Source organism: Silvania hatchlandensis (assembly GCF_025564065.1).
Classification (GTDB): Bacteria; Pseudomonadota; Gammaproteobacteria; order Enterobacterales; family Enterobacteriaceae; genus Enterobacter; species Enterobacter hatchlandensis.
In genome coordinates this window covers 89,944-114,892 of the sequence record NZ_JAMGZK010000040.1, presented here as the reverse complement: position 1 = coordinate 114,892, position 24,949 = coordinate 89,944, and the positions used below count along the sequence as shown (strand labels likewise).

The 24,949-nt window shown below is 56.3% G+C and carries 21 protein-coding genes; 14 read left to right on the top strand and 7 right to left on the bottom strand.

Annotated elements, in window-relative coordinates; translation table 11 throughout:
• Positions 1 to 140: 140 nt before the first annotated feature.
• From M8014_RS05080 to gldA, 4 genes are all read left to right on the top strand, one after another.
• Positions 141 to 1,874 carry a phosphoethanolamine transferase CptA gene (locus tag M8014_RS05080; protein WP_271281457.1) on the top strand — a complete coding sequence of 578 codons (1,734 nt, stop codon included), beginning with the start codon at positions 141 to 143 and terminating at the stop codon, positions 1,872 to 1,874.
• 87 nt (positions 1,875 to 1,961) lie between these two features.
• A complete protein-coding gene (locus M8014_RS05075) occupies positions 1,962 to 2,801 on the top strand; it encodes a helix-turn-helix transcriptional regulator (protein ID WP_271281456.1) in 840 nt (279 codons plus the stop codon).
• 128 nt (positions 2,802 to 2,929) lie between these two features.
• Positions 2,930 to 3,592, top strand: coding sequence for a fructose-6-phosphate aldolase (gene fsa, locus M8014_RS05070; protein WP_271281455.1), 663 nt, complete (start codon positions 2,930 to 2,932; stop codon positions 3,590 to 3,592).
• Between the two features lie 12 nt (positions 3,593 to 3,604).
• A complete protein-coding gene (gene gldA / locus M8014_RS05065) occupies positions 3,605 to 4,708 on the top strand; it encodes a bifunctional L-1,2-propanediol dehydrogenase/glycerol dehydrogenase (RefSeq protein WP_271281454.1) in 1,104 nt (367 codons plus the stop codon).
• An 81-nt stretch (positions 4,709 to 4,789) separates the two neighbouring features.
• Here gldA and katG read toward each other — a convergent pair whose 3' ends face one another.
• The 4 genes from katG to metB all read right to left on the bottom strand — a co-directional run bounded on the left by katG (position 4,790) and on the right by metB (position 11,803).
• Positions 4,790 to 6,961 carry a catalase/peroxidase HPI gene (gene katG / locus M8014_RS05060; RefSeq protein WP_271281453.1) on the bottom strand — a complete coding sequence of 724 codons (2,172 nt, stop codon included), beginning with the start codon at positions 6,959 to 6,961 and terminating at the stop codon, positions 4,790 to 4,792.
• A gap of 144 nt (positions 6,962 to 7,105) precedes the next feature.
• Positions 7,106 to 7,996, bottom strand: coding sequence for a methylenetetrahydrofolate reductase (gene metF / locus M8014_RS05055; protein WP_271281452.1), 891 nt, complete (start codon positions 7,994 to 7,996; stop codon positions 7,106 to 7,108).
• A gap of 211 nt (positions 7,997 to 8,207) precedes the next feature.
• Positions 8,208 to 10,640, bottom strand: a complete 2,433-nt coding sequence (locus M8014_RS05050; protein WP_271281451.1) for a bifunctional aspartate kinase/homoserine dehydrogenase II — start codon at positions 10,638 to 10,640, stop codon at positions 8,208 to 8,210.
• Positions 10,641 to 10,642: 2 nt separating this feature from the next.
• A complete protein-coding gene (gene metB / locus M8014_RS05045; protein ID WP_271281450.1) occupies positions 10,643 to 11,803 on the bottom strand; it encodes a cystathionine gamma-synthase in 1,161 nt (386 codons plus the stop codon).
• A gap of 277 nt (positions 11,804 to 12,080) precedes the next feature.
• Between metB and metJ the strand changes: the two genes are divergently transcribed.
• Positions 12,081 to 12,398: a met regulon transcriptional regulator MetJ gene (gene metJ, locus M8014_RS05040; RefSeq protein ID WP_015960995.1), complete on the top strand. Its 318-nt coding sequence runs from the start codon at positions 12,081 to 12,083 to the stop codon at positions 12,396 to 12,398.
• Positions 12,399 to 12,467: 69 nt separating this feature from the next.
• Here metJ and M8014_RS05035 read toward each other — a convergent pair whose 3' ends face one another.
• Together M8014_RS05035 and rpmE are read right to left on the bottom strand one after the other, a co-directional pair.
• Positions 12,468 to 13,142, bottom strand: coding sequence for an oligogalacturonate-specific porin KdgM family protein (locus M8014_RS05035; RefSeq protein ID WP_271281449.1), 675 nt, complete (start codon positions 13,140 to 13,142; stop codon positions 12,468 to 12,470).
• Positions 13,143 to 13,435: 293 nt separating this feature from the next.
• Complete coding sequence (gene rpmE, locus M8014_RS05030; protein WP_271266271.1) at positions 13,436 to 13,648, bottom strand: 50S ribosomal protein L31; 213 nt, start codon at positions 13,646 to 13,648, stop codon at positions 13,436 to 13,438.
• Between the two features lie 207 nt (positions 13,649 to 13,855).
• On the opposite strand from rpmE, the gene priA reads away from it, so the two are divergent.
• The 7 genes from priA to rraA all read left to right on the top strand — a co-directional run bounded on the left by priA (position 13,856) and on the right by rraA (position 21,850).
• Positions 13,856 to 16,051, top strand: a complete 2,196-nt coding sequence (gene priA, locus M8014_RS05025) for a primosomal protein N' (RefSeq protein ID WP_271281448.1) — start codon at positions 13,856 to 13,858, stop codon at positions 16,049 to 16,051.
• Between the two features lie 134 nt (positions 16,052 to 16,185).
• Positions 16,186 to 17,211 carry a DNA-binding transcriptional regulator CytR gene (gene cytR, locus M8014_RS05020; protein ID WP_271281447.1) on the top strand — a complete coding sequence of 342 codons (1,026 nt, stop codon included), beginning with the start codon at positions 16,186 to 16,188 and terminating at the stop codon, positions 17,209 to 17,211.
• A gap of 93 nt (positions 17,212 to 17,304) precedes the next feature.
• Complete coding sequence (gene ftsN / locus M8014_RS05015; protein WP_271281446.1) at positions 17,305 to 18,318, top strand: cell division protein FtsN; 1,014 nt, start codon at positions 17,305 to 17,307, stop codon at positions 18,316 to 18,318.
• A gap of 91 nt (positions 18,319 to 18,409) precedes the next feature.
• Positions 18,410 to 18,940, top strand: a complete 531-nt coding sequence (gene hslV, locus M8014_RS05010) for an ATP-dependent protease subunit HslV (RefSeq protein WP_271281445.1) — start codon at positions 18,410 to 18,412, stop codon at positions 18,938 to 18,940.
• Positions 18,941 to 18,949: 9 nt separating this feature from the next.
• Positions 18,950 to 20,281 (top strand): HslU--HslV peptidase ATPase subunit, encoded by a 1,332-nt coding sequence (hslU, locus tag M8014_RS05005; protein WP_271281444.1) that lies wholly within the window; start codon positions 18,950 to 18,952, stop codon positions 20,279 to 20,281.
• A gap of 70 nt (positions 20,282 to 20,351) precedes the next feature.
• Positions 20,352 to 21,272, top strand: coding sequence for a 1,4-dihydroxy-2-naphthoate polyprenyltransferase (gene menA, locus M8014_RS05000; RefSeq protein WP_271281443.1), 921 nt, complete (start codon positions 20,352 to 20,354; stop codon positions 21,270 to 21,272).
• 92 nt (positions 21,273 to 21,364) lie between these two features.
• On the top strand, positions 21,365 to 21,850 hold the full coding sequence (gene rraA, locus M8014_RS04995) for a ribonuclease E activity regulator RraA (RefSeq protein WP_271281442.1): 486 nt from the start codon (positions 21,365 to 21,367) through the stop codon (positions 21,848 to 21,850).
• 63 nt (positions 21,851 to 21,913) lie between these two features.
• Here rraA and zapB read toward each other — a convergent pair whose 3' ends face one another.
• The gene (zapB, locus tag M8014_RS04990) at positions 21,914 to 22,153 is read right to left on the bottom strand and encodes a septal ring assembly protein ZapB (protein WP_271281441.1); all 240 of its coding nucleotides are present in this window, start codon (positions 22,151 to 22,153) and stop codon (positions 21,914 to 21,916) included.
• Positions 22,154 to 22,555: 402 nt separating this feature from the next.
• On the opposite strand from zapB, the gene M8014_RS04985 reads away from it, so the two are divergent.
• Positions 22,556 to 23,401 (top strand): MIP/aquaporin family protein, encoded by an 846-nt coding sequence (locus tag M8014_RS04985; protein WP_271281440.1) that lies wholly within the window; start codon positions 22,556 to 22,558, stop codon positions 23,399 to 23,401.
• Positions 23,402 to 23,421: 20 nt separating this feature from the next.
• A complete protein-coding gene (gene glpK, locus M8014_RS04980) occupies positions 23,422 to 24,933 on the top strand; it encodes a glycerol kinase GlpK (RefSeq protein ID WP_271281439.1) in 1,512 nt (503 codons plus the stop codon).
• Positions 24,934 to 24,949 lie beyond the last annotated feature (16 nt).

Genomic DNA, 24,949 nt, shown 5'->3' with positions numbered 1-24,949 from the left:
TCAATATATTCCCGCCTCGATTTAATTCCCTTAAACGGATTATTTTTAAGCAAAATAAACGGCTTATCCCGTTTCGCTTAAGGATCCCTTAAGGTTTTGTCGCTACGTTTGGCGACAATATTTTATGACAGGCTACGACTATGCAATTCTCACTACTTCAGACTAAACCCGCGTTTAGCTGGAAAGCCCTGGGATGGGCGCTCCTCTTTTTTTGGTTTTTCTCCTCTTTACTCCAGGTCACTATTTGCGTCAGCGGCTATAGCGGAACCAACGGCTTGCGCGACTCGCTGCTGTTCAGCTCGCTCTGGCTTATCCCGGTCCTGCTGTTCCCGAACCGTACACGCATCATTGCGGCAATCATTGGCGTGGTGCTGTGGGCGGCGTCGCTGGCGGCGTTGAGCTACTTCGTCATTTACGGGCAGGAGTTTTCGCAGAGCGTGTTGTTCGTGATGTTTGAATCCAATGCGAACGAAGCCAGTGAATATCTTAGCCAGTACTTCAGCCTGAAGATTATCCTCGTTGCGCTGGTCTATACGGCGGTGGCTATTTTCCTGTGGACACGCCTGCGCCCGGTGTATATCCCTTCACCGTGGCGCTGGCTGGTGTCGTTTGCGCTGCTGTACGGCCTGGTTCTGCACCCGATTGTGATGAACACCGTCATCCACCAGAAACCGCTCGAAAAGGCGATTAATGGCCTGGCGTCCCGCATGGAGCCTGCGGCCCCGTGGCAGTTTATCTCTGGGTATTATCAGTATCGTCAGCAGCTGACGTCCCTGAAAAACCTGCTCAATGAGAACGATGCCCTGCCACCGCTGGCGAATTTCAAAGACAGCTCGGGTGATGCGCCACGCACGCTGGTGCTGGTGATCGGCGAATCCACCCAGCGCGGGCGTATGAGCCTGTACGGTTATCCGCGTGAAACCACGCCGGAGCTGGACGCGCTGCATAAAAACGACCCGAAGCTGACGGTCTTCAATAACGTGGTGACCTCTCGCCCGTACACCATTGAGATCCTGCAGCAAGCGCTGACTTTTGCCAACGAGAAGAACCCGGACCTGTATCTGACGAAACCGTCGCTGATGAACATGATGAAGCAAGCCGGATATAAGACCTTCTGGATCACCAACCAGCAGACGATGACGGCCCGTAACACCATGCTGACGGTCTTCTCAAAGCAGACTGACAAGCAATTCTATATGAACCAGCAGCGCACCCAGAGTGCTCGCGAATATGACACCAACGTACTGGCGCCGTTTAAAGAGGTGATGGCCGATCCGGCAGAGAAGAAGTTCATCATCGTGCATCTGCTCGGGACCCACATTAAGTACAAATTCCGCTATCCTGAAAACCAGGGCGTCTTTGACGGCAAGACCGATAACCACCCGGCCGGCCTGAGCAAGGATGAACAGGAGTCTTATAACGATTACGACAGCGCCAACCGTTATAACGACCATGTGGTGGCCAGCCTGATTAAGGATTATAAAGCGACGGATCCGAACGGCTTCCTGCTGTACTTCTCCGATCACGGTGAAGAGGTGTACGACACGCCGCCGCATAAAACCCAGGGCCGTAATGAAGACAACCCTACGCGTCATATGTACACCATCCCGTTCCTGGTCTGGACGTCTGAGAAGTGGCAGGCCGCGCATCCACGCGACTTCACCCAGGACGTAGACCGTAAGTACAGTAGCTCTGAGCTGATCCACACCTGGTCAGACTTAGCGGGATTAAGCTATGACGGCTTCGATCCTACGCGCGCCGTCACCAGCCCGCAGTTCACCCCGGTAACGCGCTGGATTGGCAATCCATATAAGAAAAATGCGCTGATTGATTACGATAGTCTGCCGTACGGCGAGCAGACCGGGAATCAATAATCACCGCCCAGGGCCATCCGATTCAGGGTGGCCTTTTTTCACTAACGACGCTAATGTTTCCCTGTTTGCATCCGGCAAGGGAATAACATGCATCACGACGTCAGCCACCTGCTCTCCCGTCTTGTTAATGGCACTCTGCCGTTGCGCCAGATTTACTTCGCCAGCAACAATAGCCCGGCGCCGGAACTGGCCTGTCGGGTCGATTTTCCACGTCTGGAGATTATGCTGGACGGGGAATTTACTGACGCCGCCGTCAGCGATACGCTCATGCCCGGCGATGTTCTCTATGTGCCCGCCGGCGGCTGGAATGCTCCACAGATGAACATGCCCGCCACCACCTGCAGCATTCTGTTTGCCAAACAGCAGTTAGGCTTCAGCCTCGTTCAGTGGGACGGCACGTCGTATCACACGCTGGCAAAGCAGCAGGTGGCACGCCGCGGACCGCGGATTGGCTCTTTCCTGCTACAAACGCTCAATGAACTGCAAATGCAGCCTCAGGAGCAACAGACCGCGCGATGCGTTATTGCCAGCCTGCTCAGCCATTGCTGTGATTTACTTGGCAGCCAGATCCAGACCGCATCCCGAAGTCAGGCACTTTTCGAAGCCATTCGCTCCTACATCGACGATAACTACGCTACACCTCTGACGCGGGAATCCGTGGCGGAGGGTTTTTATATCTCGCCCAACTACCTGTCGCATCTTTTTCAGAAAACCGGCGCTGTCGGCTTTAACGAATACCTCAATCACACGCGGCTGGAGCATGCCAGGGCATTGCTGAAAGGTTATGATTTGAAAGTAAAAGATGTGGCCCACGCCTGCGGATTTGCTGACAGTAACTACTTCTGCCGACTGTTTCGGAAAAACACGGAACGCTCTCCGTCGGAATATCGCCGCCAGTATCACAGCCAGTTAACGGCTAAAAACTAGCACTGTGATCCCCTTCGCACTTTATTGAGGACCTTACATTTGTCCAGTATTTGACAAATTTGACCTCTATCTCCGTCTGGCAAGCCCGCCGTATCCTTAATTCAGACATGCTGACTTAAGGAATAATAATGGAACTGTATCTGGATACCGCCAACGTGGCGGAAGTAGAACGCCTGGCAAAAATATTTCCCATCGCCGGTGTGACCACCAATCCGAGCATAGTTGCCGCCAGCCGCGAATCCCTCTGGGAAGTACTGCCACGCCTGCAGCAGGCCATCGGCCCGGACGGCATTCTGTTCGCCCAGACCCTGAGCCGCGATGCAGAGGGCATGGTTACTGAAGCCAAACGTCTGAGCAACGCCCTCCCCGGTATCGTGGTTAAAATCCCGGTGACCGCACAAGGCCTTGCCGCCATTAAAGCGCTGAAAAAAGAGGGCATTACTACACTCGGCACGGCGGTGTACAGCGCGACACAAGGTTTGCTGGCGGCGCTGGCAGGGGCGAAGTATGTCGCACCGTACGTTAACCGGGTGGATGCCCAGGGCGGAGACGGGATCCGCACGGTACAGGAGCTGCAAAGCCTGTTGGCGCTGCACGCGCCGGAGAGCATGGTGCTGGCCGCCAGCTTCAAAACCCCGCGTCAGGCGCTGGACTGCCTGCTCGCCGGATGTGAAGCTATCACGCTTCCTTTAGATATCGCGCAACAAATGCTCAATACACCCGCGGTAGAGTCAGCCATAGAGAAGTTCGAGCAGGACTGGAAAAACGCGTTTGGTAACCTCAACCTCTAAGGGAGACATGTTATGGACCGTATTATTCAATCGCCCGGTAAATACATTCAGGGCGCAGATGTGCTTACCCGTCTCGGCGATTATCTGCAGCCGCTGGCGGCACGCTGGCTGGTGGTCGGCGATAAGTTTGTGCTCGGTTTTGCCGAAGAGACCCTGCGCCAGAGCTTTAAGCAGGCCGAACTGCAGGTTGAAATTGCCCCCTTTGGCGGGGAGTGTTCGCAAAACGAGATTGACCGGCTGCGCAAGCTGGCCAAAGATGCCGACTGTCAGGCCATCCTCGGCATCGGCGGCGGTAAAACGCTGGATACGGCCAAAGCGCTGGCGCATTTTATGGATGTGCCGGTCGCCATCGCGCCCACTATCGCCTCAACCGATGCGCCGTGCAGCGCCCTGTCCGTTATCTATACCGACAGCGGCGAATTTGATCGCTATCTGATGCTGCCGTGCAACCCAAACATGGTCATTGTCGATACCAAAGTGGTCGCCGGTGCCCCGGCACGCCTGCTGGCAGCAGGGATTGGCGATGCGCTGGCGACGTGGTTTGAAGCCCGCGCCTGCTCGCGCAGCGGGGCCACGACCATGGCGGGCGGGAAATGCACCCAGGCCGCACTGGCGCTGGCCGAGCTGTGCTACAACACGCTGGTCGAAGAGGGTGAAAAGGCGATGCTGGCTGCGGAACAGCACGTCGTGACGCCTGCCCTTGAGCGAGTGATTGAAGCCAACACCTATCTTAGCGGCGTCGGCTTTGAAAGCGGCGGACTGGCGGCGGCGCATGCGATCCACAACGGATTGACCGCCATTGCGGATGCACACCCTTACTACCACGGCGAGAAAGTGGCCTTCGGCACCCTGACTCAGCTGGTACTGGAGAATGCGTCGGTAGAAGAGATCGAAACCGTGGCCGCGCTGTGTCACAGCGTGGGTCTGCCGATCACCCTGGCGCAGCTGGATATCAAAACGGATATTCCGGCCAAAATGCAGATCGTCGCACAAGCCTCCTGTGCCGAAGGCGAAACCATCCACAATATGCCGGGTGGTGCGACACCGGATCAGGTCTACGCGGCGCTGTTGGTTGCCGATCGGTATGGTCAGCGCTTTTTGCAGGAGTGGGAATAGTCAAACCGCCGGATGCCGCGCTGCGCGTATCCGCCTGCACATAACCCAAAAAAATCCCCGCCGAGGCGGGGATGCTCATTTTTACTGCAGGTCGAACCGATCGAGGTTCATGACCTTGGTCCACGCCGCCACAAAGTCCTTCACAAACTTCTCGCTGGCATCGCTGCTGGCATACACTTCTGCCAGGGCGCGCAGAACAGAGTGAGAACCGAAGACCAGGTCAGCGCGACTCGCCATGAATTTCACTTCGCCGCTGACGCGATCCCGGCCCTCAAACAGCTCTGCCGAGTCATCGGTGGCTTTCCACTGATTCCCCATGTCCAGCAAATTGACGAAGAAGTCAGTGCTGAGTACGCCCACGCGATCGGTAAAGACGCCACTCTTGCCGCCATCAAAGTTAGCGCCCAGAACACGTAAGCCACCGGTCAGCACCGTCATCTCTGGGGCAGTCAGGGTCAGCTGCTGGGCTTTGTCGATCAGCAACGATTCGGTGGTCGACACATCAATCGCGGCGCGGTAGTTACGGAAACCATCCGCAATTGGTTCGATAAAGGCAAACATCTCAACGTCGGTTTGATCCTGACGCGCGTCAACGCGTCCCGGGGTAAATGGCACGCTGATGCTCACACCCGCCGCTTTCGCCGCCTTTTCGACGCCCACGACGCCCGCCAGCACGATGATGTCGGCCAGCGACGCTTTGTGCGCCGATTTATAAATGTTTTCCAGCACCGGCAGAACGCGCGCGGCCACGGCATTCACATCCCAGCTGCGCTGCGGTGCCAGCGCCAGGCGCGCACCGTTCGCGCCGCCCCGCTTATCGCCACCGCGGAACGTCGATGCCGACGCCCAGGCCACCGACACCAACTCGCTGACTGACAGTCCGGATGCGGCAATGTCCACCTTCAGGCTTTCAATATCTGCTGCCGACGGCTGGAAGAACGGATGCGGCAGCGGATCCTGCCAAATCAGCTCTTCTTTTGGCACTTCCGGTCCGAAGTAACGGGAGATCGGCCCCATATCCCGGTGGGTCAGTTTGAACCAGGCCCGGGCAAAGGCTTCGTTAAAGGCCTGCGGATCGTTAAGGAAGCGACGGGAAATTTTGTCGAACTCCGGGTCAAAGCGCAGCGTCAGGTCGGTAACCAGCATTGTCGGTTTGCGCTTTTTCGACGGGTCAAACGGATCGGGCATGATTTCTGGTGCATCGGCCGCTTCAAACTGGATCGCCCCTGCCGGACTGCGGGTTTGCACCCACTCGTATTTATACAGGTTTTCGAAGAAGTAGTTGCTCCACTGGGTCGGCGTCTGGGACCAGATGACTTCCAGCCCGGAGGTGATCGCGTCGGCACCAATACCGCTACCGTGGGTGCTGGCCCAGCCCAGGCCCTGCGCCTCGATTAAGCCGGCTTCCGGATCGACACCCACATGGGTAGCTTCCCCGGCACCGTGCGTTTTACCCAGCGTATGGCCGCCCGCAATCAGCGCCACGGTCTCTTCATCGTTCATGCCCATGTTGCCAAAGGTGGCGCGGATCGCCGCCGCCGCCGACAGCGGTTCGCCGCTGGCATTTGGCCCTTCCGGGTTAACGTAGATAAGTCCCATCTCGGTTGCGGATAAAGGATTTTTCGCCAGCGCTTCCGGGTCACGATGGGTCAGCCAGGCTTTTTCATCCCCCCAGTTAACGTCCAGATCCGGTTCCCACACATCCTCGCGCCCGGCACCAAAGCCAAAGGTGCGGAAGCCGGAATTTTCCAGCGCCACGTTACCGGCAAGAATATACAGGTCGGCCCAGGAGATTTTCTGGCCATACTTTTGCTTGATCGGCCATAGCAGGCGACGCGCCTTATCGAGGCTGACGTTGTCCGGCCAGGAATTGAGCGGTGAGAAGCGCTGCTGGCCGCGGCCCGCGCCGCCGCGACCGTCGACTGAGCGATAAGTGCCTGCTCCATGCCACGCCATACGAATGAACAGACCGGCATAGCTGCCCCAGTCCGCAGGCCACCACGGCTGTGAATCGGTTAACAGGGCTTTGAGATCGCCTTTCAGTGCGGAGTAATCGAGTTTGCTGAATTCTTTGCGGTAATCGAAATCATTACCTAGTGGGTTGGAACGTTCGGAATGCTGATTGAGAAGGTCGATACGAAGTTGCTTAGGCCACCAGTCCCGGCTGTTGGTTCCGGCACCGGCACTCTTATCAAAACTGCCCTGATGGAAAGGGCATTTACCTGCATTCTGGTTCTCGTCGGACATGCTCATCGCTCTGCTCCCGTTATGGTTTTATCGTTAGGATATACACCACCGGGGACAAGAGATAATTGAAACAATCCACAGATTTGATAGTTAATACCTTTGATATTCGGCTGTAACATAAAAGCCCTCAACAAAATGAGGGCTTTACCATTACAGACCCGGGCGAACCCCCAACGTGTGGCAGATCGCGTAGCTCATTTCGGCGCGGTTGAGAGTATAAAAGTGGAAATCTTTTACCCCTTCACGGCTTAAAATTTTCACCATGTCCATCGCGATATTGGCGCCCACCAGCTTGCGGGTTTCGGCATCATCGTCCAGCCCTTCGTACATTTTGGACATCCACAGCGGGATACGCACGTTGGTCATGTCAGCGAATTTTTTCGCCTGCTTGAAGTTAGAGACCGGCAGAATGCCCGGAATAATTTCGACGTCGATGCCTGCCGAGACGCAGCGGTCGCGAAAACGCAGGTAGCTTTCGACATCAAAAAAGAACTGGGTGATGGCACGGTTTGCGCCGGCATCTACTTTGCGCTTCAGGTTGAGCAGATCCGCCTGGGCGCTTTTCGCTTCCGGATGCACTTCCGGATAAGCCGCCACGGAGATGTCAAAGTCGCCCACCTCTTTCAGCAGCGTCACCAGGTCGGTGGCGTACATATCTGGCTTACCGCTGCCTGGCGGCAGATCGCCACGCAGGGCAACAATGTGGCGGATGCCGTTGTTCCAGTAATCCTGGGCGATGGTTCGCAGCTCATCACGGGTGGCATCGATGCAGGTCAGGTGCGGTGCGGCTTCCAGCCCGGTGCGATCCTTAATGCCTTTAATGATGCTGTGCGTACGGTCGCGCTCACCGGAGTTGGCGCCGTAGGTCACCGAGACAAATTTAGGTTTCAGGCTGCTCAGGCGATCGATAGAGGACCACAGGGTCTGCTCCATTTCACTGGTGCGCGGCGGGAAAAATTCAAAAGAGACGTTAATCTGGCCGTTTACTTCAGCCAGGCTCTGATTCAGGGCTTCCCGCTGGTTGGCGTGAAAAAAGCTCATACCTTACCTCATCAATCGCGTGTCGTTGTTTGTTATGTTTCGAACTTCTATACGTTTAGACGTCCAGATGTAAAAATGACGGAAAAGCGGACTGGCGTCAACTGAAAATATCATCATTGACGGTGAGGAATGCTCAGGGAAGATGAAAATAGTTCAGGATGGGGACGACTATTCCCTCTCCCCTTTGGGGAGAGGGTTAGGGTGAGGGGTATTACAGCAGTTGCGCCAGACGGTTGATGTCGGACTGAATGGCCCCGGCGGTGACATCCCGGCCCGCACCCGGACCCCGGATCACCAGCGGGTTGTCGCGATACCAGCGGCTTTCAATGGCGAAGACGTTATCGCACGGCAGCAGCGCCGCCAGCGGGTGTTCCGGACGTACGGCTTCTACGCCGACGCGCGCCTTGCCGTTGGCATCGAAACGCGCCACATAGCGCAGCACCAGGCCCATTTCACGCGCGGCTTCCAGCCGCTGAACCATCTGATCGTTTAGCTCGTCGCCATTTTCGAAGAAGTGATCGACAGACCCCTCTTCGCAACCGGCAGGCACCAGGGATTCCACGCGTACCTGGCCCGGCTCAATGTCGTAACCCGCTTCACGGGCCACGATCACCAGCTTACGCATCACGTCTTTACCGGAGAGGTCAACGCGCGGGTCAGGCTCGGTCAGCCCTTGCTGCCACGCCTGATCCACCAGGTCAGTGAACGGCACGGTGCCATCAAACTGCAGGAACAACCACGAAAGAGTACCGGAGAAAATGCCGCTGATCGCCAGAATGCTGTCGCCGCTTTCGATCAGATCGCGCACGGTATGGTTAACCGGCAAACCGGCCCCGACAGTAGCGTTATACAGCCAGTGACGACCGGTTTTTTCAAAGGCATCGTGGATCTGACGGTAGTTATTGGTATTGCTGGCACCTGCCAGCTTATTGGCGCTGATCACGTGGAAACCGTGACTGGCAAAATCCAGATACTGGGCAGCCAGTTGCTCGCTGGCGGTCACGTCCAGTACCACCAGGTCATCGTACGGATGGGCACGCATCCACAGGAACAGCGACTCTTCGTCCTGCTCAACGGCTTCATCGTTAAAGAAGGCCAGCGCACGGCTGGCGTCCAGCCCTTCGTAATTCAGCAGGCTGCGGCGGCTGTCGACGACGCCCGCCAGCACAAATTCAAATCCGGTACGCGCCGAGAGGGTAGTTTGCTCGCGGGCGAACAGTTCCAGCCAGCGAGAACCGATATTCCCTTTGCCAAACAGCACCAGACCGATACGTTTTTCTGCGCGGAACAGCGACTGATGCAGCCCCTGAATCAGGCTTTCGGTTGGCCCGGTACGCATCACTGCCACCAGGCTGATGCCCTCTTCCGACTGCCAGGTAAATTCAACCGGCTGGCCTTTCAGCTGCTGCCAGAAACGGTGGCAGTGCAGCGGGTTACGGGTGACGCCCGCGCCGACCATCGCGATCAGCGCCAGCCCCTGACGCAGACGAAGCTCGCCCGGCAGGCCCGCTTCATCCAGAATTTTGAGTGCGCCATCGGCCACTTCTGCGGTGTAGCAGAACTGCAGCAACTGACGATCGGGATGCACCCCCACCGCCAGCGGGCGAACCTGGGCACGCTTGAGCACCAGATCGATCTCTTTATGCGCCAGTTTGAAATCCTGCCCGGAAGGAACCAGGAATTCGATCAGGCAGATATCGTCATGGCTGGTGACGATACGCGCCCCGGTCCCGGAGGCCAGCACGCGTTCAATGCGGGTTGAGCCTTTATCCGGCGTGTAGCTGCAGCGCAGCTGCAGGTCGATGTCGCTGCCGGAAACCGGCTGCAGGGTACGGGCGTGCAGGACTGGCGCCGCCAGACGTGCCAGCTCGCTGGCCTCATCGAGTCGCAGCAGCGGCAGCAGGCAGGCATCTTTGACTTTGCGCGGATCGGCACTGTACACACCGGCGACATCACTCCAGATGGTGACGCGCGACACGCCCGCAAGGGCGCCGATTTGCGTGGCGGAGTAGTCAGAGCCGTTACGCCCCAGCAGCACGGTTTCACCCGCGTTGCTGCGGCTGATAAAGCCGGTGACCACAATGCGTTTATTCGGATGCTGCACCAGCAGCTGTTGCAGCAGCGGATAAGACAGCCCTTCGTCGACCTGCGGCTGGGCACCGCGTTCGGCGCGCAGGAAATCACGCGCATCCAGCCATGCGGCTTCCAGACCTTGCTGTTGCAGTACTGCGGCCATCAGGCGCGCAGACCACACTTCACCGTGGCCCACCACTTCGGCATACACGGCATCGGTGACGCCGCTGTCGAGCAAACCGGCCAGGCGCTCCAGATCCTGAATAAAAGTACTGATCAGGCCATCTGCAACGTTGGCAGGCAGTAAACCGGCGATCAATTCACTCTGATAGCGGCGTAACGCTTGTTGAACCTGATGCGCAGAGAGACGATCGGTCTGGCTTAACTTCAGCCAGCTAATCAACTGGTTGGTGGTGCTGCCCGCCGCAGAGACAACCATCATGTCTCCCGGCATCGAATACTCTGCCATGATCCCCGCGACCCGCAGGTAACACTTCACATCAGCAAGACTACTACCACCAAACTTGTGCAGTTGGCGACCCTTCGCCCCTGCCTGCGCTATCACACTCATGATTACCCCTTGGTTGCGACCTGGAAGGCATTTTCCAGATCGGCAATTAAATCTTCACAATCTTCTATACCGGTTGAGATACGCAGCAGCGTCTCAGAGATCCCGGCGGCGGCACGCGCTTCTGGCGCCATGCCTGCGTGCGTCATGGTGGCGGCGTGGGAAATCAAGCTTTCAACCCCACCTAAGGATTCCGCCAGCGTAAACAGTGACAACCCGCTGAGGAAGCGACGCAGCGTTTGCTCATCGCCATCCAGTTCAAAACTTAACATTGCACCAAAACCCTTTTGTTGACGGGCCGCAATTTCATGTCCCTGATTATCCGGCAGCGACGGGTGGTAGAGCTTCTTCACCAGCGGCTGGGTCTTCAGGAAATCAACAATCGCCTGGGCATTACGCTGCGCCACTTCCATACGCGGCGACAGCGTACGCAGTCCACGCAACAGCAGATAGCTGTCAAATGCGCTACCGGTGACGCCGATATTATTCGCCCACCATGCCAGTTCGGTGACAACGTCCGGATCTTTAGCAATCACCACGCCCGCAACGACGTCGGAATGGCCGTTCAAATATTTGGTGCATGAATGCAACACCAGATCCGCACCCAGCGCCAGCGGGTTCTGAAGCGCCGGACTGAGGAAGGTATTATCCACCACACTAATCGCTCCCGCATCCCTTGCGAGCTGACAAATTTTCGCAATATCCACGACGCGTAACAATGGATTGCTTGGGCTTTCGACTAACACCAACTTTGGCTTTTCGGCCAACGCCTGTTTCAGCGCCTGTTCATCACCCTGATCGACAAACAGCACGCGATAGCAACCGCGCTTCGCCAGGCTATCAAACAGGCGGTAGCTGCCGCCGTAACAGTCGTGCGGAGCTACCAGCAGATCGCCGGGTTTCAGGTAAACGGTGGTCACCAGGTGGATGGCCGACATCCCGGTATTGGTCATCACCGCGCCTGCGCCACCTTCCAGTTCCGCCAGCGCCCGCTGGGTGACGTCACGGGTAGGGTTGCCACGGCGCGAATAGTCATGCGCACGCGGTTCATTAAATCCGGTGAAGTTATAGGTACTGGAGAGGTGGATCGGTGGGACGACGCAGCCGTACTGTTCGTCATCATTCAATCCGCTACGCACTGCGATGGTGGCCTGTTTACGCGTCATGGTGAAGGCTTCCTGGCTTAATGGATGAAAAGTCAGGCACCAATGTAAACACTGATTATATGGACGTCAATACATCTGGACATCTAAACTTCTTTGCGTATAGATTGAGCAATGCGTAAATAGCCGTTAAAATTATATGCTTTAGCGCAGACCTCAGAGGCAATATCCGTGTCACGGCCGCGTCTCTACGGTAAACTACGCCCGATTATGGCCCGAAACCCTGCGAAGCGCTGCGGTGGCGGCCTCATATTAATGACAAAGAGGATTAAGGTATCTCATGGCTGAATGGAGCGGCGAATATATCAGCCCATACGCTGAGCACGGTAAGAAGAGTGAACAAGTAAAAAAAATTACGGTTTCCATTCCTCTGAAGGTGTTAAAGATCCTCACCGATGAACGCACGCGTCGTCAGGTGAATAACCTGCGTCACGCCACCAACAGCGAGCTGTTGTGCGAAGCGTTCCTGCACGCGTTTACCGGTCAACCGTTGCCAAACGATGAAGACCTGCGCAAAGAGCGCAGTGATGAAATTCCGGAAGCAGCGAAGGTGATCATGCGTGAGCTGGGTATCGACCCGGATACGTGGGAATACTAAGACGGCGAAGGCAAAAATGTGTCGCCTTCACCGTTCAGTCCCGCTGGGATTACTCAGCGGGATAGACCCTTAGAAGTTGTAGCCTAAACCGACGCGATAACGCGTCTGACGATCTGAAGAGGTGGCCGTGTTATAGCCCGAAGAGACGTTACCCACCTCAACGAACGGCACCCATGAACCGAATTTATACGCCACCCTACCGTTATATTCATAATCTTCTTTTTTATTGTTATACAGGTTCTCGCTGTCGGCAAACTTATAAATACCGTTAAGCTCAAACATCCAGTCATTAACGTTATATCCGATCCAGGCTTCCGGGCGATAGACCATACGGTCATCTTTCCCGTCCGCGTTGCGGCGAGTATATTCCGTGCGATAACGGAAGGCTGCCCACCAGCGATCATCGATATTATATTGCACCCGCAGATACGGTTTATAGATCGCCATATCGTCGCCCATTTCAATGGCGACACCCGGCTGCCAGATAAAATTCTGCCAGCTAAATTGATAGCTTGCCGTGTATTCGTTGCTGTTACTCTCCATATTATTCAGCGCATCATTGGACTGGCTGTTATCAGAGCGCGACACGGCCTCGACGGCGACGCCAAAGCCGGTGGCAAAGCGGTGTGACATATAGACACGGTCATAGTTACGCCCATCGTCATAATACTCATGACGGTAATCAACGTAACCGGCCTGCGCCATGCAGGATACTAATGGAAGCAGTAATAAAAATTTTTTCATTATAAAAAGTTCCCTGAATAAGAAAGATGCTGCCCTGTAAAAAAACCACTTACGCAATACGAATTAAAATGTATGACGCGCGCAGTGTAGTTTTACGCAGCGAGGGAAACCTTTTGTTTTTTGCCATTTGCGCCTGCATGCTGGCAGAGAGTTAAAGAATATAAAGACAGACCTCACCTTTGGAGGAGATATAACTGGCGTGAATATATTTAATACGGAGATCGGTAATTATCATTGGGGAAGAGTGTGCAGAAACAAAAAAAGCGCCTTTCGGCGCCTTTTTTTCGGGTAGCTTATTTAGCGCCCGGGATGCTGAAACGCTTGTTGAAGCGGTCAACACGGCCACCGGTTGCAACGTCACGCTGCTTACCAGTGTAGAACGGGTGGCATTTGCCGCACACGTCCAGGTTCAGATCGTGACCCGCGGTAGAGCGGATGGTGATCACGTTACCGCAAGAGCAGTTTGCAGTAATTTCTTCGTATTTAGGATGAATATCTTTTTTCATGGGGAGAACCTCAGTTAAGGCCGCGTCGCTCTTCCAGCCCTAACGCCAGACACCACGCGATGTTAATAGTATGTACTCTGACGCGACAAAAAGCGCATCAAAGGCGGCGAATCATACAGAATAAGATTTGTGTATGCAAACTGATCAGCACGCCGCCAGCAACTAATGTGTATACTAACGCGCCACTTTTCAAGTCAGGAAGATTCGATGCCCGTTGTTCACGTTGCCCTTCCCGTTCCGCTTCCCCGCACCTTTGATTACCTGCTGCCAGACGGTATACAGGCCAAAGCGGGCTGTCGCGTGAACGTGCCGTTTGGCAAGCAGCAGCGCGTGGGCGTGGTGGTCGCGGTCAGCGAGAAAAGCGAGTTGCCGATCACTGAGCTGAAAAGCGTTATTGAGGTGATGGACAGCGAACCGGTTTTCTCACAAAGCGTCTGGCGTTTGCTGTTGTGGGCGGCCGACTATTACCACCATCCCATTGGCGACGTGCTGTTTCACGCGTTACCCATTCTGCTGCGCCAGGGCAAAAACGCCAGCCATGCGCCGGTGTGGTACTGGTTTGCCACCGAGCAGGGACAAGCCGTCGACATTCACAGCCTGAAACGCTCCCCGAAACAGCAGCAGGCACTGGCGGCCCTGCGTCAGGGGCGGATCTGGCGGCATCAGGTTGAAGCCCTCGATTTTAACGACGCGGCGCTGCAGGGCCTGCGTAAAAAAGGGCTGAGCGAACTGGCCTGCGAAGCGCCCGCGCTGACCGACTGGCGCGACGGCTTTGCGGTGTCGGGCGATCGTCTGCGTCTGAACACCGAGCAGGCCACCGCCGTTGGCGCTATCCACAGCGCCTCGGACCGTTTCTCTGCCTGGCTACTGGCGGGCGTGACCGGTTCCGGCAAGACCGAAGTCTATCTGAGCGTGCTGGAAAATGTGCTCGCGCAGGGAAAACAGGCCCTGGTAATGGTGCCGGAGATCGGCCTGACGCCACAAACTATCGCCCGCTTTCGCGAGCGCTTTAATGCCCCGGTGGAAGTACTGCACTCCGCGTTAAATGACAGCGAACGCCTCAGCGCCTGGCTGAAAGCCAAAAATGGTGAGGCGGCGATTGTAATTGGTACCCGCTCGTCGCTGTTTACACCCTTTAAAAATCTGGGCGTGATCGTGATCGACGAAGAGCATGACAGCTCCTACAAACAACAGGAGGGTTGGCGCTATCACGCCCGCGACCTGGCGGTGTACCGCGCGCACAGCGAGCAGATCCCGATTATTCTTGGCTCCGCCACCCCAGCGTTGGAAACCCTGCATAACGTACAGCAGCGCAAATACCATCTGCTGCGCCTCACCCGCCGGGCGGGCAATGCGCGTCCGGCCATTCAGCATGTGCTGGATCTGAAAGGCCAGCAGGTGCAGGCCGGATTGGCCCCGGCGCTCATCACCCGCATGCGCCAGCATCTGCAGGCTAACAACCAGGTGATCCTGTTTCTGAACCGCCGCGGCTTTGCCCCCGCGCTGCTGTGCCACGACTGTGGCTGGATTGCCGAATGCCCGCGCTGCGATCATTACTACACCCTGCATCAGGCCCAGCATCATCTGCGTTGCCACCACTGCGACAGCCAACGCCCGGTGCCGCGTCAGTGTCCGTCGTGCGGCTCCACCCATATGGTGCCGGTCGGGCTGGGCACCGAGCAGCTGGAACAGGCGCTGACGCCCTTCTTCCCTGGCGTGGCGATCTCGCGCATTGACCGCGACACCACCAGCCGCAAGGGGGCGCTTGAGCAGCAGTTAGCGGAAGTGCACCGCGGCGGTGCGCGCATCCTGATTGGCACCCAGATGCTGGCGAAAGGCCATCACTTCCCGGATGTCACCCTGGTGGCGTTGCTAGACGTTGACGGGGCGCTGTTTTCTGCCGACTTCCGCTCCGCAGAACGCTTCGCCCAGCTCTACACCCAGGTGGCGGGCCGGGCCGGGCGCGCGGGTAAACAGGGTGAAGTGGTGCTGCAAACTCACCATCCGGATCATCCCCTGCTGCAAACGCTGCTGCATAAAGGCTACGACGCTTTTGCCGACCAGGCGCTGGCGGAGCGGCAGACCCTGCAGCTCCCGCCGTGGACCAGCCATGTGATTATCCGCGCCGAGGATCACAACAACCAGCAGGCACCGCTGTTTCTCCAGCAGCTGCGCAATCTGCTGCAGGCCAGCCCGCTGGTGGATAATCAGCTGTGGATTTTAGGCCCGGTTCCGGCGCTGGCCGCTAAACGTGGGGGGCGCTACCGCTGGCAAATCCTGCTGCAGCACCCTTCGCGGGTTCGTCTGCAACATATCGTTAGCGGCGCGCTGACGCTGATCAATACCCTGCCAGACGCGCGAAAAGTGAAGTGGGTACTTGATGTTGATCCCATTGAAAGCTGAATCACGGTGAGAGGCGGATCGAAAAATTCAACACGCCTCACACTTTTTATGAAAATTCTGTAACCGATTCCATTCACGATCTGATAAAACTGACGGAGTCAGAAGACCGGTGATACGCCTGTGAGGAGAAGAGGTTGAAGTCCAGGAAAGAGGTTGCCTCGGCGACCATGAAAGATGTTGCCCTGAAAGCGAATGTTTCTACGGCAACGGTATCCCGAGCCTTAATGAATCCCGATAAAGTCTCTCAGACTACGCGTAATCGCGTTGAGCAGGCGGCGCTGGAAGTGGGCTATCTGCCCCAGGCGATGGGCCGTAACGTCAAGCGTAATGAATCCCGCACCATTCTGGTCATTGTGCCCGACATCTGCGATCCCTTTTTCAGTGAAATCATACGCGGCATCGAAGTAACTGCCGCCGCGGCGGGTTATCTGGTGTTGATAGGCGACTGCGCGCACCAGAACCAGCAGGAAAAAACCTTTATTGACCTGATCATCACCAAGCAGATTGACGGCATGCTGCTGCTCGGCTCACGTCTGCCGTTCGATGCCAGCATCGAAGAGCAACGCAACCTCCCGCCAATGGTGATGGCTAACGAATTCGCGCCGGAGCTGGAGCTGCCCACCGTCCATATCGATAACCTCACCGCCGCGTTTAATGCGGTGAATTATCTGCAGGATCTGGGACATAAGCGTATCGGCTGTATCGCTGGACCGGAAGAGATGCCGCTGTGCCATTATCGCCTGCAGGGCTATGTTCAGGCCCTGCGTCGTACCGGGGTGACGGTTGATCCACACTATATAGCCCGCGGTGATTTTACCTATGCCGCCGGCGGGTTGGCGCTGGAGGCACTGCTGGCGCTGCCGGAACCGCCTACCGCGGTGTTCTGCCACAGCGACGTGATGGCGCTGGGTGCGCTCTCTTACGCAAAACGCCGTGGCCTGAACGTACCGAAAGATCTCTCTATTATCGGTTTCGATAATATTTCATTGTCTGAGTTTTGCGATCCGCCGCTCTCGACGGTAGCGCAGCCACGCTATGATATTGGCCGTGAAGCGATGCTGCTGTTGCTTGATCAGCTTAACGGGCAAGCCGTCAGCAGTGGGTCACGCTTGCTGGACTGTGAATTAATCATTCGTGGTTCCACCCAGGCGCTGACGTAAAGTCACCGCCTTTCAGACTTCCTCGACTGGTCAAAGGCCCGCCGCTTAAGTAACATGACGGGCTGACAAACGAATAAATACAGCGAAACGATAGTGGCACAACGAGATTATGTACGTCGCGGCCAGCCGGCACCTTCGCGACGCAAAAAGAGTAGCTCACGGAGCCAGCAACGTAGTCTGCCTGCTGTCTCGCCTGCAATGGTGGCGATTGCTGCGGCGGTGCTGGTCGCGTTCATCGGCGGCCTCTGGTTCATTACGCATCATAAAAAAGAAGAAGCGGAAGCACTGCAGGGCAAAAAGGTCGTCGGTAATGGCTTACCGCCGAAGCCTGAAGAGCGCTGGCGCTATATTAAAGAGCTTGAAAGTCGCCAGCCGGGCGTACGCGCCCCGACCGAACCTTCTGCTGGCGGCGAAGTCGTGGATCCCACGCAATTAACCAACGAACAGCGCCAGCTGCTGGCACAGATGCAGGCCGATATGCGCCAGCAGCCTACGCAGCTCAACGAGGTACCGTGGAATGAACAGACGGCGGCGCAACGCCAGCAAACGCTGCAGCGCCAGCAAACGCTGCAGCGCCAGCGTCAGGTCCAGCAGCAAACTCAGCAGCAACAGCAGCAGTGGGCGCAGACCCAGCCGGTGCAGCAGCCGAAAGCGCAGCCGCGCGTAGCGGAACAGCCGTATCAGCAGCCGCGTACCGTGCAGACGCAACCTGCGCAGCAGCCAAAAACGCAGCCTGCGAAGCAAAGCACCGCTGCGCAGCCGTATCAGGATCTGCTGCAAACGCCAGCGCACACGGCCGCAGCGCAGCCGAAAGCCCAGCAGGCGGCACCGGTCACCCGGGAAACCGAGCCACCGAAGCCAACCGCAGAGAAGAAAGACGAGCGCCGCTGGATGGTGCAGTGTGGTTCATTTAAAGGCGCAGAGCAGGCTGAAACCGTGCGCGCGCAGTTGGCCTTTGAAGGCTTTGATTCGCGCATTACCACCAACAACGGCTGGAATCGCGTGGTGATAGGTCCGGTGAAAGGCAAAGATAATGCTGACAGCACCATTACTCGTCTGAAGATGGCGGGTCACTCAAACTGCATTCGACTCGCCTCCGGGGGTTGAAACCCCCAAAATCCCCCCCATCTATCATTCTATTCAGCCCTGAGCACTGGCTCGGGGCCCCTATTCCGATTATGTAAACCAGGGGGTCTTCGTGACAACAATAGTAAGTGTACGCCGTAACGGCCAGGTGGTAATTGCCGGTGATGGCCAGGCCACGCTGGGTAATACCGTCATGAAAGGCAACGTGAAAAAAGTGCGTCGTCTGTATAACGACAAAGTAATCGCCGGGTTTGCAGGCGGTACGGCTGACGCCTTCACGCTGTTTGAGCTGTTCGAACGTAAGCTCGAAATGCATCAGGGCCATCTGGTCAAAGCCGCCGTTGAGCTGGCGAAAGACTGGCGTACCGACCGTATGCTGCGCAAACTTGAAGCGCTGCTGGCCGTTGCCGACGAAAATGCTTCGCTTATTATCACCGGTAACGGTGACGTGGTGCAGCCAGAAAACGACCTGATTGCTATCGGTTCCGGTGGCCCGTACGCCCAGGCCGCTGCCCGCGCGATGTTGGAAAATACCGACATGAGCGCACGCGATATCGCTGTGAAGGCGTTGGATATTGCAGGTGATATCTGTATCTATACCAACCACTTCCACACCATCGAAGAATTGCCGTCTAAGGCGTAAGGATTTCTCATGTCTGAAATGACCCCACGCGAAATTGTCAGCGAACTGAACAAACACATCATCGGCCAGGATAACGCCAAGCGCTCCGTGGCGATCGCCCTGCGTAACCGCTGGCGCCGCATGCAGCTCGATGAAGAGCTGCGCCATGAAGTGACGCCAAAAAACATTCTGATGATCGGCCCGACCGGCGTCGGTAAAACCGAAATCGCCCGTCGTCTGGCGAAGCTGGCGAACGCGCCGTTCATCAAAGTCGAAGCCACCAAGTTCACCGAAGTGGGCTATGTCGGTAAAGAAGTGGACTCTATCATCCGCGATCTGACCGATTCTGCGATTAAGATGGTGCGCGTCCAGTCGATCGAGAAAAACCGCTATCGCGCCGAAGAGATGGCGGAAGAACGCATCCTGGATGTGCTGATCCCACCGGCAAAAAATAATTGGGGCCAGGCCGAACAGCCTGCTGAACCCTCTGCCGCCCGTCAGTCTTTCCGCAAAAAACTGCGTGAAGGCCAGCTGGATGATAAAGAGATTGAGATCGATCTCGCCGCTGCGCCTATGGGCATGGAGATTATGTCGCCTCCAGGCATGGAAGAGATGACCAGCCAGCTGCAGTCCATGTTCCAGAACCTGGGCGGCCAGAAGCAGAAACCGCGTAAGCTGAAAATCAAAGACGCGATGAAGCTGCTGATTGAAGAAGAAGCCGCCAAGCTGGTCAACCCGGAAGAGCTGAAGCAGGACGCTATCGACGCCGTTGAACAGCACGGGATCGTGTTTATCGATGAGATCGACAAAATCTGTAAGCGTGGTGAATCGAACGGTCCGGACGTGTCTCGTGAAGGCGTACAGCGCGACCTGCTGCCGCTGGTAGAAGGCTGCACCGTCTCCACCAAGCACGGCATGGTTAAAACTGACCATATCCTGTTTATCGCCTCTGGCGCGTTCCAGGTGGCGAAGCCATCCGATCTGATCCCTGAACTGCAGGGTCGTCTGCCTATCCGCGTTGAGCTGCAAGCGCTGACAACCGAAGATTTCGAGCGTATTCTCACCGAGCCAAATGCCTCGATCACCGTGCAGTACAAAGCGCTGATGGCGACTGAAGGGGTGAACATTGAATTCACCGAAGACGGCATCAAACGCATCGCTCAGGCGGCATGGCAGGTTAACGAAACCACCGAAAACATCGGTGCGCGTCGTCTGCATACCGTACTGGAACGTCTGGTGGAAGATATCTCTTATGAGGCCAGTGACCTGAATGGTCAGAGCATTACCATTGATGCCGACTATGTGAGTAAGCACCTTGATGCTTTAGTAGCAGATGAAGATCTGAGCCGTTTTATCCTATAATCGCGTTCAATGCATTTTCATCACTGATGATGGGGCTGAAAAGCCCCATTTTTATTGGCAAATAATAACTATGACTGAAATTAGCCGTTCGCAAGCCTGGCTGGAAAGCCTACGTCCTAAAACACTTCCTCTCGCCTTTGCCGCCATTGTGGTGGGCACAGCCCTCGCCTGGTGGCAGGGATATTTCGATCCCCTTGTTGCCGTTCTGGCGCTGATTACCGCCGGATTACTGCAAATTCTCTCTAACCTCGCCAACGATTATGGCGATGCGGTTAAGGGCAGCGATAAACCCGACCGGATTGGCCCCCTGCGTGGGATGCAGAAAGGAGTGATCACCCAGCCGCAAATGAAGCGGGCACTCATCATCACCGTGGTGCTGATTTGCCTCTCCGGGCTGTCGCTGGTGCTGGTGGCCTGTAAAACTCCCGCCGATGTGGTTGGCTTCCTCGTGATGGGCGTGCTGGCGATTGTTGCCGCGATCACCTACACCGTAGGCACCCGTCCTTACGGGTATATTGGTCTGGGTGATATTTCTGTGATGGTCTTCTTTGGCTGGCTGAGCGTAATGGGAAGCGGGTATTTACAGGCTCACGCCCTGATCCCGGCCCTGTTCCTGCCTGCCACGGCCTGCGGCCTGCTGGCGACGGCGGTACTCAATATTAATAACCTGCGCGATATCGACAGCGACCGTCAGAACGGTAAAAACACGCTGGCGGTACGTTTTGGGCCGGTGAATGCGCGACGCTACCACGCCTGCCTGCTGATGGGTGCCCTGCTGTGTCTGGCGCTGTTTAATCTGCTGTCGCTGCACAGCGTCTGGGGCTGGCTGTTTATCCTTGCCGCGCCGCTGCTGGTGAAGCAGGCGCGTTTCGTGATCCGCGAGCAACGTGCGGCCGCGATGCCGCCAATGCTCGAACGCACGGTAAAAGGTGCACTGCTCACTAACTTGTTGTTCGTGGTTGGAATTGTGCTTAGCCAGACGCTGAATTAGCTGACAAATATCAATTAACAATTGATGATTTTGCAAACAATGCGATTCGCGCGATATACTGAAATCATTCGCAGCAACTGAACCTTAAGCCTATGAAATACGATACCTCTGAGCTTTGTGACATCTACCAGGAAGATGTTAACGTCGTAGAACCGCTGTTTTCCAACTTTGGAGGACGGTCGTCGTTTGGCGGACAAATCATTACGGTGAAATGTTTTGAGGACAACGGGTTGCTGTACGATCTGCTCGAACAGAACGGCCGTGGTCGCATTTTGCTGGTCGATGGCGGGGGCTCCGTACGCCGCGCACTCATCGATGCCGATCTTGCCCGTCTTGCCATGCAAAACGAATGGGAAGGCCTTGTGGTGTATGGTGCAGTGCGTCAGGTAGATGACCTGGAAGAGTTGGATCTGGGCATACAGGCGCTGGCCGCGATTCCGGTAGGTGCCGCAGGTGAAGGCATTGGCGAAAGCGACGTGCGCGTCAATTTCGGCGGTGTGACATTCTTCTCTGGCGACCACCTCTACGCCGACAATACCGGGATTATCCTTTCCGAAGATCCGCTGGATATCGAGTAACCCGGCATCCTGCAGAAACAAAAAAAGCATCCTGAGGATGCTTTTTTTATGTCGGAAGCAGAATTACACCTCTTCCATACGTCCCAGCAGGGCATGCAGACGATCCTGCCAGCCAGTCTGCTGTTCGCGCAGCTGGTGGTTTTCACGCTCCAGCTCTTCACGACCGTGCTGAGCAGTTTGAATTTCCTGCGACAGCGTGTTGTTTTTTTCTTTCAGCTCTTCGATTTCCATCTGCAGCAGGGTGATGGTGTCGATCGCCTGCTGTACTTTCGATTCCAGTTTCTCAAACACTTCTAACGACATAATCCTACCTCTCCTGAATTGCAAGGCGACGCTTTGATGTAAACGCGCACAACATATAGTGCCGATTGTATGGAGCCCCGTCGTCCCTGTCCAGCGGCAGACCGCGCAGATTGCGGTTTGCCACACTTTTCGGCCTCGTCCTGGTGCGTTCGCGTCATATACCTCTAAATTGTTAATACTTTAGTTAATGAAATGCTTCTGCCACCTACCACTCCGCTGCTTCTCCGCTCACTTCATGGCGCGTTATCGCTCATTTTATTGACGCAGTACACACATTTTGATTTCGATATTTCTCGTTTTTGCTCGTTAACGATAAATTAACACTATATCTACAGAACGAGTGGGCTGGTATGACCATGGCCACACGAATAATAACCATAAATTTTCTTTCAGGATCCGATTATGAGTGAAACCTCAACCTTAAAAGGTCAGTGCATCGCCGAGTTTCTGGGTACCGGATTACTTATTTTCTTCGGTGTCGGATGTGTGGCGGCGCTGAAGGTAGCGGGCGCCAGCTTCGGCCAGTGGGAAATCAGCGTGATCTGGGGTCTGGGCGTGGCGATGGCCATCTACCTGACGGCGGGTGTTTCCGGCGCGCACCTGAACCCTGCCGTGACCATTGCGCTATGGCTGTTTGCCTGCTTTGACGGACGTAAAGTCGCGCCCTTTATCGTGGCGCAGTTTGCCGGTGCTTTTAGCGCGGCGGCGCTGGTTTACGGGCTCTATTACAATCTGTTTATCGACTTTGAACAGACGCACCACATGGTACGCGGTAGTGCCGAAAGTCTGGAACTGGCGGGCATCTTCTCGACCTATCCCAACCCACACATTAATTTTGTGCAGGCCTTCGCGGTTGAAATGGTGATTACCGCTATCCTGATGGGCGTCATCATGGCGCTGGGCGATGATGGCAACGGCATTCCGCGTGGCCCGCTGGCACCGCTGCTGATTGGCCTGCTGATTGCGGTTATCGGCGCATCGATGGGTCCGCTGACCGGCTTCGCCATGAACCCGGCGCGTGACATCGGACCGAAAACCTTCGCCTTCTTTGCAGGCTGGGGCGACGTTGCCTTCACTGGCGCAAAAGACATTCCTTACTTCCTGGTGCCGCTGTTCGGCCCCATTGTAGGTGCTGCGCTGGGCGCATTCGGCTATCGTAAGCTGATTGGCCGCCACTTGCCGTGCGACACCTGTATTGCCGAGGAGAAGGACACGACCTCCGGCACACAACAAAACGCTTCGCTGTAATCTGACTACGGGACCTCACTATGACCGACAAAAAATATATCGTTGCGCTCGACCAGGGCACGACCAGCTCCCGCGCTGTCGTGATGGATCATGACGCGAATATCGTCAGCGTATCACAGCGCGAATTCGAGCAAATTTATCCTAAGCCAGGCTGGGTTGAACACGACCCGATGGAGATCTGGGCTTCACAAAGCTCAACTCTGGTCGAAGTGCTGGCGAAAGCGGACATCAGTTCCGATGAGATTGCGGCAATCGGTATTACTAACCAGCGCGAAACGGCGATTGTCTGGGAGCGTGAAACCGGGAAACCGATCTACAACGCCATCGTCTGGCAGTGCCGCCGTACTGCAGAAATTTGCGAGAAGCTGAAGCGCGACGGCATGGAAGAGTATGTCCGCAGCGCCACTGGCCTTGTGGTCGACCCGTACTTCTCGGGTACCAAAGTGAAGTGGATCCTCGACCACGTGGAAGGCTCCCGCGAGCGTGCCAAACGCGGTGAACTGCTGTTCGGCACCGTGGATACCTGGCTGGTCTGGAAGATGACCCAGGGCCGCGTACACGTGACCGATTACACCAACGCCTCGCGCACCATGCTGTTCAACATCCATCAGCTGGACTGGGACGACAAAATGCTGGAGGTGTTGGACATCCCGCGTGCCATGCTGCCGCAGGTGCGCAAGTCCTCGGAAATTTACGGCCAGACCAATATCGGCGGTAAAGGCGGCACACGTATTCCTATCGCCGGGATCGCCGGTGACCAGCAGGCGGCGCTGTTTGGCCAACTGTGCGTGAAGGAAGGGATGGCGAAAAACACTTACGGCACCGGCTGCTTTATGCTGATGAACACCGGCGAGAAAGCGGTGAAGTCCGAACATGGGCTGTTGACCACCATCGCCTGCGGTCCGCGTGGGGAAGTGAACTACGCTCTGGAAGGCGCGGTGTTTATGGCAGGCGCATCCATTCAGTGGCTGCGCGACGAGATGAAGCTTATCAGCGACGCGTTCGACTCTGAGTATTTCGCCACCAAAGTGAAAGACACCAACGGCGTGTACGTGGTACCGGCGTTTACCGGGCTGGGTGCTCCGTACTGGGATCCGTATGCTCGCGGCGCGATTTTCGGCCTGACGCGTGGGGTGAACTCGAACCACATCATCCGCGCGACGCTGGAATCTATCGCCTATCAGACCCGCGACGTGCTGGAAGCGATGCAGGCTGACTCCGGCATTCGTCTGCACGCCCTGCGCGTGGACGGTGGCGCGGTGGCGAACAACTTCCTGATGCAGTTCCAGTCCGACATTCTCGGCACCCGCGTGGAGCGTCCGGAAGTCCGTGAAGTAACGGCCCTGGGTGCGGCGTACCTTGCCGGTCTGGCGGTGGGCTTCTGGCAGAACCTCGACGAGCTGCAGGAAAAAGCGGTCATCGAGCGCGAATTCCGTCCAGGCATCGAGACCACCGAGCGCAACTTCCGCTACAGCGGCTGGAAGAAAGCGGTGAAACGCGCGCTGGCGTGGGAAGATCACGACGAGTCGTAATACTTCCCCTCACCCT

Bases quoted from the DNA above. Each gene is read 5' to 3' on its own strand.
- M8014_RS05080 (WP_271281457.1), top strand. From the start codon at position 141: ATGCAATTCTCACTACTTCAGACTAAACCCGCGTTTAGCTGGAAAGCC.
- M8014_RS05075 (WP_271281456.1), top strand. From the start codon at position 1,962: ATGCATCACGACGTCAGCCACCTGCTCTCCCGTCTTGTTAATGGCACT.
- fsa (WP_271281455.1), top strand. From the start codon at position 2,930: ATGGAACTGTATCTGGATACCGCCAACGTGGCGGAAGTAGAACGCCTG.
- gldA (WP_271281454.1), top strand. From the start codon at position 3,605: ATGGACCGTATTATTCAATCGCCCGGTAAATACATTCAGGGCGCAGAT.
- katG (WP_271281453.1), bottom strand. From the start codon at position 6,961: ATGAGCATGTCCGACGAGAACCAGAATGCAGGTAAATGCCCTTTCCAT.
- metF (WP_271281452.1), bottom strand. From the start codon at position 7,996: ATGAGCTTTTTTCACGCCAACCAGCGGGAAGCCCTGAATCAGAGCCTG.
- M8014_RS05050 (WP_271281451.1), bottom strand. From the start codon at position 10,640: ATGAGTGTGATAGCGCAGGCAGGGGCGAAGGGTCGCCAACTGCACAAG.
- metB (WP_271281450.1), bottom strand. From the start codon at position 11,803: ATGACGCGTAAACAGGCCACCATCGCAGTGCGTAGCGGATTGAATGAT.
- metJ (WP_015960995.1), top strand. From the start codon at position 12,081: ATGGCTGAATGGAGCGGCGAATATATCAGCCCATACGCTGAGCACGGT.
- M8014_RS05035 (WP_271281449.1), bottom strand. From the start codon at position 13,142: ATGAAAAAATTTTTATTACTGCTTCCATTAGTATCCTGCATGGCGCAG.
- rpmE (WP_271266271.1), bottom strand. From the start codon at position 13,648: ATGAAAAAAGATATTCATCCTAAATACGAAGAAATTACTGCAAACTGC.
- priA (WP_271281448.1), top strand. From the start codon at position 13,856: ATGCCCGTTGTTCACGTTGCCCTTCCCGTTCCGCTTCCCCGCACCTTT.
- hslU (WP_271281444.1), top strand. From the start codon at position 18,950: ATGTCTGAAATGACCCCACGCGAAATTGTCAGCGAACTGAACAAACAC.
- menA (WP_271281443.1), top strand. From the start codon at position 20,352: ATGACTGAAATTAGCCGTTCGCAAGCCTGGCTGGAAAGCCTACGTCCT.
- rraA (WP_271281442.1), top strand. From the start codon at position 21,365: ATGAAATACGATACCTCTGAGCTTTGTGACATCTACCAGGAAGATGTT.
- zapB (WP_271281441.1), bottom strand. From the start codon at position 22,153: ATGTCGTTAGAAGTGTTTGAGAAACTGGAATCGAAAGTACAGCAGGCG.
- M8014_RS04985 (WP_271281440.1), top strand. From the start codon at position 22,556: ATGAGTGAAACCTCAACCTTAAAAGGTCAGTGCATCGCCGAGTTTCTG.
- glpK (WP_271281439.1), top strand. From the start codon at position 23,422: ATGACCGACAAAAAATATATCGTTGCGCTCGACCAGGGCACGACCAGC.